This window comes from Spiroplasma apis B31 (assembly GCF_000500935.1).
GTDB lineage: Bacteria > Bacillota_I > Bacilli_A > Mycoplasmatales > Mycoplasmataceae > Spiroplasma_A > Spiroplasma_A apis.
The window spans coordinates 345970-360460 of sequence record NC_022998.1; the positions used below are offsets into that span (position 1 = coordinate 345970).

Sequence of the window (14491 nt, forward strand, 5' to 3'; positions counted from 1 at the left end):
AAGTATGGATATGATTTCAAGAATGGAAAGAAATAAACAAATTCATGACCAAGTTAATAAAGAAATAGCATATAACATACAAATTCATAATGAAAAATCAATAATAAGTGCAACTTTTGAAAAGTTAAAACAAATAGATGTAAATTATTTTAAAGAAAAATTGGATATATTTGATAAAAAACATCAAATCGAAAAACCGTATTTAGATAAAGATAGGTCCACTAGTTTAATATCTGAGGACTTAAAATACGAAATTAGAAAAGATATGCACGACCTTAAACAAATAAAATCTAAAGAAACACCCGCTAATAATATGCCAAATAGTGATATAGAGGAACAAATTGAACTTAGAAATGAGAAGTTTATTCGTTATTTCAACAGTTTGAAAAAAAATGAAGAAATTTTTACTATAAATATTGATAAGTTGAAACAAAAGCAACAATTAAATAAAAGGGTGGAACAAGAGATATCTATGGCTACTGTGCAAAAAGTTAGAAGTCAAGACACAAGAAGTACTATGCAAATGTTATCAGAAGTGAGTGATAAAACAGAAAAAGCTCAAGCACTACTAATGAAAGATTGAAAAATGTATGAGAAAAAATATAGATTTAAAGGTGTTTTGATATTCATAATAATGGCAATAATAATAATGATAGTTTCTATTATCACACCATATTTTTTATAAGGAGTTCTTATTATGCAAACTAATTTTAATATAGCAGTTGATGGAACTGCTGGTAGTGGTAAAAGTTCAGTTATGTCATTAGTGGCTGAAAAAATAGGATTTAAATTTATAGATACTGGTCTAATGTACCGTGCATTTACAAAATGATGTTTACAAAACAATGTTAATTTTTCTAAAAAAGATCAAATTATTGAATTATTGAAAAAACTTAATTCAGTAGATATAGATGGTTCATCTATAAAAATTAATGAAAATGATTATTCGCAATATATAAACGATTATGATGTTGTTGAAAATATCAAATATATCGCAACTATAAGTGAAGTTCGTGAGAAAATGGTGTTTTTACAAAAACAAATGGTAGAAAATGGAAGGAATATAATGGTTGGACGTGATATCACGACTGTAGTTCTACCAAAGGCTGACTTAAAGATTTACTTTGATTGCTCGCCTGAGGCTCGTGCCCAAAGAAGAATGGAACAAAATAAAAAAAATAATTTATCAGGTGTGGATTACAATATACTCCTTAACCAAATTAAAGCAAGAGATGAATCTGATATGAATAGAGAAGTTGGAGCGCTAAAAATTGCAAAGGATGCATGAGTAATTGATACTAGTGATTTAGCCTTTAATGAAGTTGTCGATAAAGTCTTAAAACACATTCATTCGATAAAACAAGAAAGAGGTTAAGCATGTCAAGAAAAGGTGTTGTAGCAATTGTTGGTAGACCAAATGTAGGTAAATCTACATTATTTAATCGTATTATCAAAGAAAAAAAAGCCATAGTAGAAGATAAACCAGGTGTTACAAGGGATAGAATGTATGGAAATGCAGAGTGATTGACCTTGCCTTTTATAATTGTTGATACTGGTGGTATCACCCTTCAAGATACAGCATTCGCAAAAGAAATCAAAATGCAAGCTGAAATCGCCATCAAGGAAGCGGATGTAATAGTTTTTGTAATTAATTTTAGAGAAGGTATAACACTAGAAGATGAAGTGGTTGCAAAAATATTATATAAAACTAAAAAACCAGTAATTTTAGCAGTTAATAAGTACGATAAAAAACAAACATATGATGAGTCATATTCTTTTATGACTCTTGGCTTTGGAGAACCTTGTCTAATATCTTCAACACATGGTATTGGGGTTGGTGATTTATTAGAGTCAATAACAGCAAAAATGCCGAAGTTTGCTATGAATGAGAACTCAGATGATATAAAAATCTCTATCGTTGGTAAACCAAATGTGGGTAAATCAAGCCTAGTAAACTCTATTGTTGGTGAGGAAAGAATGATTGTATCTGAAGTTGCTGGAACCACTATTGATAGTGTTGACACCAAAATAAAAGTAGAAGGTAAAAACTATACTATTATTGACACAGCAGGAATGAGAAAAAAAGGGAAAATATACGAAAATTTAGAAAAATATAGTTATTTAAGGTCCTTAACAAGCATCAATAAAGCAGACGTTGTTATATTAATGTTGGATGCGAGTCAACCTGTAACAGATCACGATACAAATATTGGTGGTTTTGCTTACGAAGAAAATAAGCCAATAATCATTATCGGAAACAAATGAGATTTAGTTAAGAATAAGGAATCTAATACGATGAAAAAGAAAGAAGAGGAGATTAAAGCCTACTTCAAGTATTTGAATTATGCTAAAGTCATTTTTATATCAGCCAAAGAAAATAAAAGAGTTCATAAAATATTTGAAATAGTTGAATTAGTGAGAGATAATATCAAGAAGAGAATTAGAACAAGTTTATTAAACGAAATTTTCAACAAAGCTCAACTAATAAATCCAGCACCAAATCATAATGGTGGTCGTTTGAAAATTTATTATGCTTCACAAGTGGAGGCCTATTTACCAACATTTGTGTTGTTCGTCAATAATCCTTCTTTTGTTCATTTTTCTTATAAACGTTTTCTAGAAAATCAAATAAGATCACAGTTTGATTTTTCAGGAGTACCAATCAACATAATTTTTAGGGAGAGAAAATAAGAATGAAAAATATGAAAATAGCAATAGTTGGCACTGGTGCTTATGGAACTGTCCTTGCTAATGTTTTATCGGATAATGGACACTCAGTTATTATGTTTGGAATTGATAATACCGAAATTAACGATATCAATGAAAAACACTTGAACTCAAAATTCTTTGGAGACCTTATAATTAATGATAATATTATCGCTACCAACGATTTTGCACAAGCTATGGAAAAGGCTGAAATAGTAATATTATCAACACCAACATTTGCTTTAGATAATGCCTTAGATAATGTTCTTAAGTATGGAAAAAGAGAAATGCACATTATAAATGTATCAAAAGGGTTAGACAGTGAAAACTTAGATGTACTTAGTAAAAAAATAAAAACCAAGTTATCAAACAAAGGTGTAATGAAGTCTTATGGTGCAATTTATGGCCCATCAGTTGCAATTGAAGTGATAATGCGAAAACCTACTTGCGTTATGAGTTGTAATGAAGATAAAGAAGTTGCGCAATTAATGGCTGATATTTTCTCAAATGAATACTTTTTTGTTAAAACTTCAACAGATATTATAGGTTGTGAAATAGCAGCCGCCTTGAAAAATACTGTAGCCATCGCAAATGGAATTTTAACTGGTTTTGCCGGATCTGATAACTCAAAAGCATCACTTATTACAATAGGTAATGCCGAAATATACAATATTGCTAAACATTTTGGGGCTAAAATAGAAACTTTTATGAATTTTGCCACATTAGGAGATTTAATATTAACCGCAACTTCTCCTAAATCAAGAAACTTTTCATTAGGTTTACAAATTGCGGAAAAAGACAATGCTAAAAATGTATTAAAAACTCACAAAAATACAGTGGAGGGTGTTGCTGCTTGTGAATTAGCTTATAAAATCATCAAAAAGCACAAAATTTCCTCACCTTTTTTTGAAATAATGTATAAAATACTATATAATAATGGCAAGCCTAGTGTATTAATACACGATTTTTTCAAATACGCTAAGGTAGTATAGGTATAGATAGAAGGGGTAATAACCATGACTAAAAAAGAATTATCAGAAAAACTATCAGCAAATTTTAACTCAACTAAAGCAGAGGCAGAAAAAATGGTAAGTTTCATTTTTGACGAAATTGTTTCATGTTTAGTGAAAAAAGAAGAAGTTTCAATTTCTGGATTTGGAAAGTTTGTTACTACTGAAAGAGCTGCACGTGAAGGTGTTAATCCATCAACAGGATCAAAAATCCAAATTCCTGCAACTACAGTAGCGAAATTTAAAGTTTCAAAACAACTTAAAGAAGCTGTGGCTAAATAATTTATTTAATCACTAATAAAAAAAGTTGCTTATGCAACTTTTATTTTTTTTGAAAGGTGGAATCCCTGTGTTTGATTTTTTTAGAAAAGGATTAATCAATAAAAAAACTTTACTAATTCTCAATTACTCAAAACTATCTATAACTGAAAACCAACTTGCAATAATATTAATAATTATGGAGTTATCTAATGAAGAACAAAAAAACTTCACTCCATCTCAATTGTCTAAATATATGTCTATTGAAAAATCTATTATCGAAAAAGAAATTAACAACTTATTGGTAAATAATTTAATAAAATTAGAACAAAAAGGTAAGAAAACTTCTTTAGACTTCACTCCATTGTTTAATAAAATAATAGTTAAACTTGAAGAAGAAAATTCAAATTTAACCAATGACACTAATTATTTGTTTATTGAAGAATTAATTGGTAGAAAACTAGAAGCAAAAGAAATTGAACTTATAATTTCGTATATCGAAAAAGGAATCTCAAAACCAAAGTTACTATCAATAATAATCAACAATAATATAACAACTTTTGAAGATTTATTAAAAACAATTAATGATTATATTAAAAAAAATAATTTAAAGTTGACTAGATACAATTGATTAAATGATTAATAAAATCAATCAAACCTAGTGAACGACCATCAAAAAAAATCTCGAAACCATTTCTTTCAAATCAGTCAAAACTGATTTTTTTTGTGTTGAAATTTAGCAAACTACTTCATGATAATCCATAATACTTATCGTACTTATGGAAATAAACAACTATAAATGAAACCCCTGAGTTTTTAGAAACAATCTCTAACTTTTCAAATTGACTTTTTTTTATGTTAGATAAATTAAAATAGTCTAACTCGGTTTCTTTTGCTTCGAATTCTATATAGGCTCCTTTATATATACCTATATAATCACAAAAAACGTTTTTGGTAAGCTTTGACTTTAGGATATTGTTATCAACAGAAATTAACGTAGAATTCAAAGGTATTTTATAAAAGTAGGCTAAACTATCATTAGAATATTTTTCAAGTGTATAGTTTATGACACTTTCTAAGTAAAGTCCTTTATTTTTTAGTATCAAATTATCACCTCATAATTAATATCGCCGATTTCTTTTATCAAATTACATTTTTTATAAAAAAAATGAGTTATTTAAGAACTCATTTTAATCTTTTGCTACTGCTACTAATCCAATTATCCCACCAATACAACAAACTATACCTGGTGATAAATATAAAAGGTTTTTAAAGTTTGTAAATAATAATATGATATAAACAACACCAAATAATAAGACAAGTGTGAACCACAACAATGATAATTTTCGATTAGTTTTTATTATCAAAATAACAATCAAAAAGATTGAAAATATGATTACAAAAATATCTTCTGCTAAACTTCATCGTTTTGAATGATCATTTATTAATGTGACAATTGCTGAAATAAAAAATATTATTGATCCTATTATTGATATTAATCTCGCACTATTTTTCATATAGAAACCTCCATAAAGATTATAGCAATGTTGATTGCTATTATTGTAAATTAATAAATAGATTGAAAACTAAATTTCGTTATATAATATTTCAAAGTGAAGAAAAGGGGTAATTATGGCTAACATTATAAAATTGACAAGGACAGATATTTTACAAAAAGATTTTGAAGTTGAATATAAGGGTTATAAAGTAGAAGAAGTTGATGCATTCTTGGATATAATAGCAGAAGATTATAAGTTATTTGCTGATAGGGAACAAAAACAAGAAAAGAAAATTAAAGACCTTACTGATAAAATTGCTAGACTAAAGTCAGATCTTAGTTCAACAATGGCACATTTAAAATTAAATGAACAACAAAAAGAGGAACTTGCAAGACAAGGGTTGGGAAGTAGTGCATTAATTGAAAGAATTTCTAATTTAGAAAAAGGGAAGTTTAATAAAGAATAGTGTAAAATATATGGTGAGATTGGTTTGAAATCAACTGCTATATTTGAAAAAGAATATAGAGGAAACTCCACGCTTGCACATCCTGAGATGGATGTAGTGTTTGTGCTAGGGGAAAAAATAACCCTAGGCATCTTTTATGATGACGACAAGACTAACCTAAGTGATTTTTCATATGGTGATGTCTTTAAAGTGCCACAGAGACGAGTAACTAGAAATAGTGAAATGGAACGGGTAAACTCCACAAGCAAGAAACTCAAATTTTGGTAGAGGAGCTAGTTTTTCGGGAATTGAACTGAAAAATTGGATCGCTGATTTAGCGATAGATAGATAGTTGATGCACAATTGTGTACAGAACGTGGGTTATGACAGATTAGTCTCATTATATTTTTTAAGGATTTGTGGAAATGAAAAAATTATTTAATTTTTTAAAAGCAAATAATTATACAATTTCTTCTTGTGAATCATTCACTGGCGGATTATTTGGTAGTGATTTATCAAATATTCCAGGAGCAAGCACGGTATATAAAGGTGGTTTTATATGCTATAGTGATGAATTTAAAATTAACCAGCTTGGGATTGAACCAGAAATAATTAAAAAATATTCTTCAGTATCAATAGAAGCATTGAAAGAAATGCTACACAAAACCAAAAACATTTTAAACACAGATGTGGTTGTTGGTTTTACAGGTTATGCTACTCCAATTGATTTACATAATCAAAGAAGTGGTTTATCATATGTTGGATTCCTGCTTAAGGACGAAGTATTTCTCTTCGAATTGAATATTTACAAAAATATTTCAAGGAAAAAATATAAGAAAAAAGCTTTAAATTTATTATTAACTAAAATTAAAAATAAATTAGGGATTACGTAAAAAAATATGTTCTTCTCTCGATATATGTATTGGGAGGAAGATATGATAAAAGAAATTTTTGAGAAAACAAAAAACGAGGCTATTTTAAATATGGAAAATAATATATATGATGATCCTGAATTTAAAGCTGTATTAAAAGATATTGAAAAAACTTTTGGTAAAGGTTCGATAATGAGATTGGGAGACAAAGCAAACTCTCTAATTGAAGCAACTCCAACTGGAAGTTTCTTATTAGATAAAGCTATTGGAATTGGTGGTTATCCAAAAGGAAGAGTTGTTGAAATTTATGGACCTGAATCAAGTGGTAAAACGACTTTATCTTTGCATGCCATTGCTGAGGCGCAAAAACTAGGTGGAAGAGCAGCTTTTATTGATGCAGAACATGCTCTTGATCCAAGATATGCTAAAAATCTTGGAGTGGATATCAATAATCTTATAGTTGCACAACCAGACTCTGGTGAACAAGCACTCGATATTTTAGAAATGTTGGTGAAGTCTAACACAATAAACATTGTTGTTGTTGACTCTGTTGCTGCTTTAGTGCCAAAAATTGAATTAGATGGTGAAATGTCCGACCAACAAATCGGTCTACAAGCCCGTTTGATGTCAAAAGCCTTAAGAAAACTAAACGGGATTATTTCAAGAACTAATACAACCGTTCTTTTTATTAATCAATTAAGAGAAAAAGTTGGTGTTATTTTTGGAAATCCTGAAGTTACACCTGGTGGTAGAGCACTTAGATTTTATTCTTCAGTAAGATTAGAAGTTCGAAAAGGGGAAACTATTATGAATAATGGTGAACCAAGCGCTAACAAAGTTAAAATAAAAGTGGTAAAAAATAAAGTTTCACCACCATTTAAAACTTGTCAAATAACAATCAACTACAATAAAGGTATCGATAGAGAATTAGAAGTTATTGAGCTTGCAACTGTTTATAATGTTTTGACAAAAGCTGGTGTGTGATATTCTTACAACGAAGAGAAAATAGGGCAAGGAAAAGAATCTGTTCGAGATTGATTGATTAAAAATCCTGACAAGTTACTAGAAATTCAAAATAAGATCAACGAAGTTATGAAATAATAAATCAATGTAATGAATACCAATTGATTTTGAAATTTGTTGATTCAAAGAAACTTATTGTTATTAAAAAATAAATTTATTTCACACTTTTGAATGAATATAATTCTCTAAGTATACATTATGTTAAAAAAAACATAAAATTATACAAGGAGAATTTTTTAAATGGCTAATTTAAAAGGAAACAAATCAAACATCCTAAATTTTGAGACTAAAAAAGAGTTGATTATCAAGCATTTTGATCAAAATTTATCTTATAAAGACCTATCAAAAATGTACAATATTTCATATTCAACAGTTAGAAGAATGTGTGTAGATTGAGAAGTTTTTGGTGATGAATCGCTTATTTCAAAAACTGGAAAACACAATAAGCACAACGGAAAGATTAGAATCAATTCAAAAGATCCAAAAGATAAGAAAATTGCAGAACTTAATAAAAAATTGAAATGATTAGAAATGGAGAATGAGGTTTTAAAAAAGTTCAATGAACTGATGGAGAATTCAGAAAAAAAATTATAAAGTATTACAAAACTATAGATAAATATAATAACAAATACACGGTTCTTTCTTTATGTAAATTATTTAATGTCACAAGAGCGAGTTATTATCGCTGATGTGGTAAAAATAAACCGGATTATGAAATAAAAATAGATATGGACTTAGCATATAAAATAAAAAATATATTCATGATAAACAATGGCATTTATGGTGCACCCAGAATAAAAATAATTTTAAATAATCAAGGCATAGTAGTAAGTCAATCTAAAGTTGCAAGAATAATGAAATTATTTAATTTATATTCAGTTATAAGAATAAAAAAGATGTATAGAAAACCGAAAGAAGTCAAAAAAATAACTTATGGTCCTAATCATGTTAATAGAAATTGATCTTTGTATTCAAAAAATGAGCTTTGAGTTACAGATATTACATATATACCTTTCAATAAAAAATTTGCATATTTAAGTGTTTTGAAAGACGCAAACACTGGATTCATAGTAGGTCATGAGGTATCTTTAAAAAATGACATAGATATTTACAGAAAAACACTTGAGAAAGCTTCGCTTCATAGACAAGATCTATCTAAGAAACTTATTATCCATTCTGATAACGGAAATCAATATACATCTATATTTGCAAAGCGTTATGCTAAAAAAAATAATATTATAATATCATTATCTAGACCAGGTAATTCTATTGATAATGGGATGTGTGAAACCTTTTTTTCATCATTAAAAGAAGAGTGAAAAATAAAACTAAAGCAGGATGAGTTTCTCAAGTTGAAATTAGCAATCGACAATTATATAGAATTTTACAATTATGAAAGAATAATGATTAAACACAAGAGCCCTCCAGCATATGCTTATTTAGATTTCAAATTATGAAAAAAAATACTTCAAACTTGGTTGAAGTATTCTTATAAAAAACATTTTGTATACTTGACAAAATATATTTATCACACTTTTGAAGTGTGATTTTTTTTTTAAGCTTTTAGAAATTTGTAAATAGAATTTAAAATATATCTTTATCATTCTCAAATCCTAGTTTACAAAATCTTTTGTTTATATATTTTGAGTTTCTTATGTTAATCAACTTACTAAAGGATATCTTCAATAAGTCGCTGTCTATAAAATTTCAACATTTTCTTGTATTTTTAATTATTCATATTTACAAAATAACTTTTTTACTTTTATAATTCTAAATAAATTTTACATATTGAAGATTATTAATTTATAGGTAAATATTATTAAGTACATCTAAATGTTATAAAAACTATAACAAAAAAATTAATACTTAAATTTAGTAATTAAATACTATCTATTCTACTATTTTTTTTATTCAAGTATAATGAATTCATAATTACTCTGCAATAGTAATTAAATATAGAGTAATTTCTAATCGATAGGAGGAAATAATAAAGTTGTCAACTGTATTAACTTGATTATTTTTTAGAAGATTTATAATTATAAATCAACAAAGTTGTAAGAGACGTTAATATTGATTATATTCAAGAGAAAACATTTCAATAACTTGAAGCTTAAAATAATTGAATATATGTAATACAAAGATTTTACATAATAATCAACTAATAAAGTAAGCCTTTAGAAATAATTCTTTGAGTCATAATATTTTACTAAATTTAGATGCTAATAAGTTCAAATATAATGAAAATAAATATATGAAAGCTTAAGTCATAAAATAAAAAAAATTATTCTGTCAAATTATTAACAAAATATCATTCAATCAAGAATAATATCCTAGTTATTAATTTAAATAAGTGAAAAAAAATCAAAACTTAAACTATTAATTTTGATTTCACTTTAAATCTAATTGTATTATGTCATCTATAAAAAATTAATTTAACTTTTCTTATTAATTGTTTATATTATGTTTTTGAATAAATTTGTTTTATATATTTAGATAAGCCAACCAAACTATTAAGGGCATCTTATAAAATTTAATAAGTCTAATCACATTATTATACATTTCAATAAGTAAACTACTTACTATAGTACTACTATACAAAAAAAATATTCGTTCGGGTGGTGAATACGATATTGAATGTCTTTGTTCTAAGTTAAGTAAGATGACGGAACTAATTTATCAATACAACTATAAAGGAGGAATAATATGATAAAAAAAACACCGAATTATAAAAAATGTTTAGTAGGTTTAATAATCATGCTAGGTGTAGCAGTTCTTGTAAATGTTTTCTTTGGTTACATGGTTAATATCCCCGTTTATCTTGATCATAAATATAAGAATGATAATGTGGATAGGTTTATTTCTTTAATCACAGCGACTTCCATTAATTTAGTTTTATTAATTGCAACCTTCATATATGGTTTGATTTTAATAATTAATAAAAAAAATAAATCCTTAATTCCTTTCTTGATTTTAAATTTTCTAAGTGCTACATTTTGTATTGCAATAGATAACTTTGTAAATGCTGATGTTAATGTTATAAAAACACTAATAGCAGTTGGGTTACTAATTTTAGGTCTAATAACATTTATTTATTATTACGAAGGTTTTGATTATAATCGAGAACAAAAAAATAAGTTTTACTTTAAAGTTACACAGGTCATAATAATATTGTCGTCTATCTTATGTATCATTAAACAAATAATCAATATATTCATTTTAGATTTGAATGCGAAAAATATCTCTTTTATATCAATTTATATATCATTATCATTGGTTTCAATAATCTTATCTAGCATTTATTTCAAAAACTCTAAAATAGTTCTTTGCATTATTTCGTGAGTATTTACACTTTTCATAATTTTGGTATCTCCAGTAGTATTTGTGTTAACTATATTATCTACTACTTTAACAATCTTTGGATTAGTTTTGTTAAAAAACAAATCTAAAAATAATGTTCTTGATACAAATAAAATACAATAAAAAGATTTCATATAAGCATTTTATATTATTTAAACTCTAATGCTTTTACAAGCTTTTGGAATAAAAGAGACCTATAACTAGGTCTTTTTGTTAATTAGCCTTATATAAGTTTCATATAAATAGTTTTTTGCTTTGATATATGCTTTTTCGATATTCAAAGGTATATAATTAAAGTGTTGAATTACAACACCGCTTTTCATCAGTTAGGAGTAACATAGATGAAATTTACATGAGAAAACGATACATTCATTGTCATAATAACAGTATTTGTTGTGCTATCAGTATTACTTACAACCGCACTAATATATATACTGTTTAGTCGCAAGTACAAGAATGTCTTAAAAAAAGCACAGAGCGACGCAAAAAAGCTAAAAATGACTGCAATGGCAGATACAAAAGTTGAAATTGCTGCAATGAAGGCTAAAGCTGAAGAAGAAATCGATTTGAAAAAAGAGGAGTTAGAATCCCTAGAAAAAGATTATATTAAAAAGAAAAAACTTCTTTTCGAACAACTAGAAGAAGTTGCTGACAAAGAAGAAAAACTTGTTCAATCCCAAATAGAAGTAAAAAAAATGAAAAGCAAGTTATCAACAGAGATTGATCAAGTAGTTTCTATTTTAGAAATAACATCTGAAATGAATGTCGAAGAAGCTAAAGAGAAGTTAATTTTATATACAGAGAAAACCTACATTGAAGATTTAGCAAAGGAACTAAAAATTAAAGAAGAAAAACTTTTAATAAATTCTAAACAAAGAGCGAATGAAATATTGATTGATGCAATGCAAAAATGTTCTGTTCAGGTTGCAACAGAAAAAAACACCACAATTTTTAAAATTGAAGACGATAATTTAAAAGGAAAAATTATAGGTAGGGAAGGTAGAAATGTTAAAACTTTCCAACAATATGGTGGTGTTGACATTGTCATTGATGAGGTTCCTAACAGAATTCTCATATCTTCTTTCAATCCAATAAGAAGAGAAATCGCCTACAAAGCATTAGAGGCATTGATGAAATCAGGAAAAATTCAACCTGTAGCTATTGAGGAACAGTTGATATTACAAGAACAAAAGTTGGAAGAAACTTTCGAACAAACTGGTTATGAAATTATGGAGCTATTCAAAATCAATAATTTGGATATTGAGGTTATCAAATCCTTAGGTAAGTTGAAGTTTAGATATAGTTATGGTCAAAATGTTTTGCAACATTCAATCGAAGTAGCAACTTTCTCTAAATTAATAGCAGCCGAACTTGAACTTGATGAAGATATAGCATTATTGGCAGGATTATTACATGATATTGGAAAAGCAATAGACTTCGAAAAAGAAGGTTCCCATATCTCATTGGGAGCCCAATTATTGCGCAAAGTAAAAATGGATGAAATAATTGTTAACGCAGTTGAAGCTCATCATGGTGATGTTGAAAAAAAATCATTTTATGCAGAAATTGTAGCAATTGCAGACACTTTAAGTGCCGCTAGAACCGGAGCTCGTAATAATAACTCAGAGGAATATATGCACAGAATGAGAGAGATCGAAGAAACTTGTTTAAGTTTTGAAGGTGTTTCAAAAGCATATGTGTTACAAGCAGGGCGCCAAATAAGAGTGATTGTTAATCCTAATTTAGTAGATGACTATGAATTGAAAAAATTAGTCTACAAAATCAAGGACAAAATATCATCTATTAACAGAACACCAGGAGAGATAGTTATCACTTTGATTAGAGAAATCAGACAATCTTTAAAAGTATAAAACCGTTTAAACGGTTTTTTTATTTTATTAACAAACTAAAAGCCGATTTTAGTCATTTTTTTATATGCTATAATTAATTAGATGATTGGAGTTGATTAAAATGGGATTTGGAGATTTTTTAGCTAATAGAATGAAAAAGTCTATTGAAAAAAATTTAAAAAAGACAACTTTAAATGAAGATAATATAAAAGAAGTCTTGAGAGAGATTAGATTATCTCTTCTTGAAGCGGACGTAAACGTTGATGTAGTCAAAAAATTCATAAAAAAAATAGAAGATAAAAGTCAAGGAGAATTCATTCAAGATGGTTTAAGAGCCGATCAACAAATGATAAAAATAGTTCATGAAGAACTTGTTGAAATTTTGGGTAAGGTGAATACTCCACTTGAAATCAATAAAAAACCCTCAATAATCATGATGGCTGGTTTACAAGGGGCAGGTAAAACAACAACTGTAGGTAAGTTGAGTAATTTAATATCAAAAAAGTATAAAAAGAAAGTATTAATGGTAGGTCTAGATATTTACCGTCCAGGTGCTATTGATCAATTGGTTGAATTGGGTAATAAAAATAATCTAGACACCTTTGAAAAAGGAAAACAAAGTCCAGTAAAAACAGCTAAAGAAGCAGTTGATTTTGCTCAAAAAAATAACTATGATGTTATTATTTTGGATACTGCTGGGCGACTACAAATTGATAAAACATTAATGAAAGAATTAAATGATATTAGAAAAGCTGTTTCACCACAAGAAATTATTTTAACAGTTGATGGGATGACAGGTCAAGATATTATAAATGTTAGTCAGGAATTTAACAAAACTCTTAAACTTAGTGGTGTAATTGTAACCAAGCTAGATGGTGATGCGCGTGGGGGTGCTACATTATCTATTACGGATATAACTAAGTTACCAATTAAATTTATCGGTGAGGGTGAGGGTATAAATGCGTTAGCAGAGTTCCATCCAAAACGTATGGCCGACCGAATTTTAGGATTGGGTGATGTTGATACTTTATTCGAAAAAGCAGCGGCTGTTGTAGACCAAAGAACTATGGAAAAAACAATGAAGCGTATGTTTGCTGGTCAATTTGATTTAGAAGATTTGAGAAACCAATTAGCTCAACTTGCTAAAATGGGTAACATTAGTGGCTTAATGAAAATGATGCCCGGGATGAATGGGAAGATCAATGAAACACAAATTGAACAAGCGCAAAAACGATTATTTGTTGCTAATGTTTTAATGGACTCAATGACAGTAAAAGAGAGACGTGACCCTAGAATTTTGAAAGCAATCACAAGAAAACAAAGAATTTTAAAAGGTTCAGGAAGAACAGAAAAAGAGTACAATGACTTACTTAATCAATTTGACAAAGGAAAAAAACAAGTTCTTGAGATGGCGAAACAAATGAAGTCTGGAAAAATGCCAAACTTGGGTGGCTTAGGTAGAATGAGATAA

At 27.8% G+C, this 14491-nt stretch carries 16 protein-coding genes and 1 other RNA gene; 15 read left to right on the forward strand and 2 right to left on the reverse strand.

Annotation, left to right across the window (positions count from 1 at the left end; translation table 4 throughout):
• Positions 1-10: 10 nt before the first annotated feature.
• From SAPIS_RS01565 to SAPIS_RS01590, 6 genes are all read left to right on the forward strand, one after another.
• Entirely contained in the window at positions 11-685 is a 675-nt protein-coding gene (locus tag SAPIS_RS01565) for a hypothetical protein (protein WP_144083783.1), read from the forward strand.
• A 12-nt stretch (positions 686-697) separates the two neighbouring features.
• Positions 698-1375: a (d)CMP kinase gene (cmk, locus tag SAPIS_RS01570; protein WP_023789082.1), complete on the forward strand. Its 678-nt coding sequence runs from the start codon at positions 698-700 to the stop codon at positions 1373-1375.
• A 2-nt stretch (positions 1376-1377) separates the two neighbouring features.
• A complete protein-coding gene (gene der / locus SAPIS_RS01575) occupies positions 1378-2691 on the forward strand; it encodes a ribosome biogenesis GTPase Der (protein ID WP_023789083.1) in 1314 nt (437 codons plus the stop codon).
• Between the two features lie 2 nt (positions 2692-2693).
• Positions 2694-3698, forward strand: a complete 1005-nt coding sequence (locus tag SAPIS_RS01580) for an NAD(P)H-dependent glycerol-3-phosphate dehydrogenase (protein WP_023789084.1) — start codon at positions 2694-2696, stop codon at positions 3696-3698.
• Positions 3699-3722: 24 nt separating this feature from the next.
• Positions 3723-3998 carry an HU family DNA-binding protein gene (locus tag SAPIS_RS01585; RefSeq protein WP_023789085.1) on the forward strand — a complete coding sequence of 92 codons (276 nt, stop codon included), beginning with the start codon at positions 3723-3725 and terminating at the stop codon, positions 3996-3998.
• 67 nt (positions 3999-4065) lie between these two features.
• Entirely contained in the window at positions 4066-4617 is a 552-nt protein-coding gene (locus tag SAPIS_RS01590) for a DnaD family protein (RefSeq protein ID WP_023789086.1), read from the forward strand.
• Here the strand turns inward: SAPIS_RS01590 and SAPIS_RS01595 are convergent.
• Positions 4592-5080: a Holliday junction resolvase RecU gene (locus SAPIS_RS01595; protein WP_023789087.1), complete on the reverse strand. Its 489-nt coding sequence runs from the start codon at positions 5078-5080 to the stop codon at positions 4592-4594. The two genes, SAPIS_RS01590 and SAPIS_RS01595, sit on opposite strands and share 26 nt — an antisense overlap.
• A gap of 84 nt (positions 5081-5164) precedes the next feature.
• Complete coding sequence (locus tag SAPIS_RS01600; protein WP_023789088.1) at positions 5165-5491, reverse strand: hypothetical protein; 327 nt, start codon at positions 5489-5491, stop codon at positions 5165-5167.
• A gap of 115 nt (positions 5492-5606) precedes the next feature.
• On the opposite strand from SAPIS_RS01600, the gene SAPIS_RS01605 reads away from it, so the two are divergent.
• The 9 genes from SAPIS_RS01605 (at position 5607) to ffh (ending at position 14491) form a co-directional block, all read left to right on the forward strand.
• Entirely contained in the window at positions 5607-5939 is a 333-nt protein-coding gene (locus SAPIS_RS01605; protein ID WP_023789089.1) for a DivIVA domain-containing protein, read from the forward strand.
• Positions 5940-5961: 22 nt separating this feature from the next.
• Positions 5962-6307, forward strand: an RNA gene (gene rnpB / locus SAPIS_RS01610) — RNase P RNA component class B.
• A 36-nt stretch (positions 6308-6343) separates the two neighbouring features.
• The gene (locus SAPIS_RS01615; RefSeq protein WP_023789090.1) at positions 6344-6811 is read left to right on the forward strand and encodes a CinA family protein; all 468 of its coding nucleotides are present in this window, start codon (positions 6344-6346) and stop codon (positions 6809-6811) included.
• A gap of 90 nt (positions 6812-6901) precedes the next feature.
• Complete coding sequence (gene recA, locus SAPIS_RS01620; RefSeq protein WP_051372149.1) at positions 6902-7891, forward strand: recombinase RecA; 990 nt, start codon at positions 6902-6904, stop codon at positions 7889-7891.
• A gap of 162 nt (positions 7892-8053) precedes the next feature.
• Positions 8054-8407 carry a helix-turn-helix domain-containing protein gene (locus tag SAPIS_RS01625; RefSeq protein ID WP_023789092.1) on the forward strand — a complete coding sequence of 118 codons (354 nt, stop codon included), beginning with the start codon at positions 8054-8056 and terminating at the stop codon, positions 8405-8407.
• Positions 8335-9372: an IS3 family transposase gene (locus SAPIS_RS01630; protein WP_084203609.1), complete on the forward strand. Its 1038-nt coding sequence runs from the start codon at positions 8335-8337 to the stop codon at positions 9370-9372. The genes SAPIS_RS01625 and SAPIS_RS01630 overlap by 73 nt, the downstream gene beginning before the upstream one ends.
• A 1144-nt stretch (positions 9373-10516) precedes the next feature.
• Positions 10517-11293 (forward strand): hypothetical protein, encoded by a 777-nt coding sequence (locus SAPIS_RS01635; protein ID WP_023789094.1) that lies wholly within the window; start codon positions 10517-10519, stop codon positions 11291-11293.
• A 218-nt stretch (positions 11294-11511) separates the two neighbouring features.
• Positions 11512-13041 carry a ribonuclease Y gene (gene rny, locus SAPIS_RS01640; RefSeq protein ID WP_023789095.1) on the forward strand — a complete coding sequence of 510 codons (1530 nt, stop codon included), beginning with the start codon at positions 11512-11514 and terminating at the stop codon, positions 13039-13041.
• Between the two features lie 100 nt (positions 13042-13141).
• The gene (gene ffh, locus SAPIS_RS01645) at positions 13142-14491 is read left to right on the forward strand and encodes a signal recognition particle protein (RefSeq protein WP_023789096.1); all 1350 of its coding nucleotides are present in this window, start codon (positions 13142-13144) and stop codon (positions 14489-14491) included.